Below are 2,094 nucleotides of genomic sequence, written 5' to 3'. Positions count from 1 at the left end.
AAAGAACTTTATGATGAAAAGAATAAGCTTATAGAAAGATTTGAAAAATTTGACCTTTCAGATGAAGAAGTCCAAAGAGAAAAAGAGCTTATTAACTATCAAATTGAAGATATTAGTGAGATAGACCTTGATACTATAGATGAAGAGGCCATAGATAGAGAGTATAAAAAACTTAATAATGTAACAGAGATTAAAGAGTCTATGGAAAAAATGACAGAACTTATATCTTCTATGGATTATGATTCTCTAACAGTCACTAGGCTCTTATCAGAAGTAGACTATGAGCTATCAAAATATTCTGACTATGATGAGTATACCAAAGACCTATATGAAAGACTTACCAATATATCCGATGAAGTTGATGAATTTTATAGAGATTTGGATACCTATAAACAAGGGCTTGATCAAGATCCAGAAAGACTATATCAGCTGGAGATGCTAACACAAAAGATTTTTGATCTTAAAAGAAAGTACGGCAACTCCATTGATGATATTAAAACTTATTATGAATCTATACTTAAAAGACTTGACGAGCTTGATGAGCTTACAGACTTAAAGACTAATATAAATGAAAAGATAGCAGATCTTGACAAAAAGCTTTATGCGAAAAGTAAGGCCTTGCATGAAATAAGAGTAAAGAAAAGTAAGCTACTTGAAGAAGAGATAAAAAATGAAATCCAGTCATTAAATATAGTAAACGGTAAATTTAAAATTTCCTTTAAGGAAAGTCCTAAGCCTGGGCCAAAAGGTTTTGATGATTTAGATTTTTTAATTAGGACAAACAAGGGTGAAGATTTAAAAAGTCTTTCAAAAACTGCTTCGGGAGGAGAAATTTCAAGAATTATGCTCTCCTTCAAAAATGTTTTTGCAGACTATGATGATATAGATACCTTGATTTTTGATGAAATAGATGCTGGTATATCTGGTAGGACTGCTCAGATAGTTGGGGAGAAAATCCTAGACTTATCCCAAAGACGACAAGTCATATCTGTAAGTCACCTACCACAAATAGCCACCCTATCAAATAATCATATCCTAATATCGAAAAAAGACCTTGATAAGTATACCATAAGCGAACAAGAAAGCCTTAGTGGTAAAAAGAGAATAGACGAAATAGCCAGGCTAATTGGAGGAGTAGATATTACTCCAACAACTATAAAATCAGCCAAAGAAATGCTAGAAATGGCGGAGGAGTTAAAGCATGAATAAGAATATGGATTCTTATGAGACAACAATTAAATCTGAACAAATATACGACGGTAAAATTTTAAGTTTAAAGGTTGATACTGTAGAATTACCAGACAAAAAATATTCTAAAAGAGAAATTGTAGAACATAAAAAAGGTGTTGGTATAATAGCTTTTGATGGAGAAGATTCTTTATACTTGGTAAGACAATACAGGAAAGCTATAGATACCTATACTCTAGAAATACCTGCAGGTCTTGTAGACGCCAATGAAGTGCCTATAGACGCTGCCAAAAGAGAATTACAAGAAGAAATAGGATTTTTCCCAGAAGATATAGAATATCTATTTGATATGCACTCATCTCCTGGCTTTACCAATGATAAGTTATCATTTTTCATAGCCAAGGACTTGAGAGAGTCAGAACTTGAACAAGATGAGGATGAATTTGTTGAAAGATTGTCCTATAAGATTGATGACTTGTTTAACATGGTTCAAAATGGGGAAATAACTGATGCAAAAACTATCATAGGCATAATGTATGCTATGAAGATTAGAAATGAAAACAATGAAGCTAAAGATTGATATAGAATCCTATACAGGTCCCTTTGATGTTTTACTAAGACTAATAGAAAAACAAAAACTTGATATCTATGATATAAATATAGAAGATATAACTGCTCCTTATCTCGAAGAAATTAGGAAAATGGATATACCCCTCGATGAGCTAAGTGAGTTTATTTACATATCTTCTATTTTGCTTGCAATAAAGTCAAACAAACTATTGCCTAGGGAAGAAGAGGATGACTTAGAAGAAGACTTGATTAAGTATTTGATAGAATATAAAAAGATTAAGTCAGTTCAAAAAGACTTTAAAAAGCTTGAGGAAGAAGGAAAAAAATACTTCTCCA

General features: G+C 31.8%; 3 protein-coding genes. All 3 read left to right on the top strand.

All coding sequences use genetic code 11. The features are described from left to right. The coding region (locus Q0410_RS07200; RefSeq protein ID WP_299034933.1) for a DNA repair protein RecN at positions 1–1,209 on the top strand (1,209 nt) is incomplete at its 5' end. Positions 1,210–1,213: 4 nt separating this feature from the next. Then, positions 1,214–1,768, top strand: a complete 555-nt coding sequence (locus tag Q0410_RS07195; RefSeq protein WP_299034936.1) for an NUDIX hydrolase — start codon at positions 1,214–1,216, stop codon at positions 1,766–1,768. Beyond that, on the top strand, positions 1,743–2,094 hold a 352-nt coding region (locus Q0410_RS07190), incomplete at its 3' end, for a ScpA family protein (protein WP_299034930.1). The genes Q0410_RS07195 and Q0410_RS07190, both read left to right, overlap by 26 nt.

It is taken from the genome of uncultured Anaerococcus sp. (genome assembly GCF_937934665.1).
Taxonomy (GTDB): Bacteria; Bacillota; Clostridia; order Tissierellales; family Peptoniphilaceae; genus Anaerococcus.
Note: the sequence above shows the minus strand (reverse complement) of the source record. Positions and strands in the feature narration are given on the sequence as shown.

What these genes read in the sequence shown, in the direction of transcription:
- Q0410_RS07195 (WP_299034936.1), top strand. Translation starts at nt 1,214, where the DNA reads ATGGATTCTTATGAGACAACAATTAAATCTGAACAAATATACGACGGT.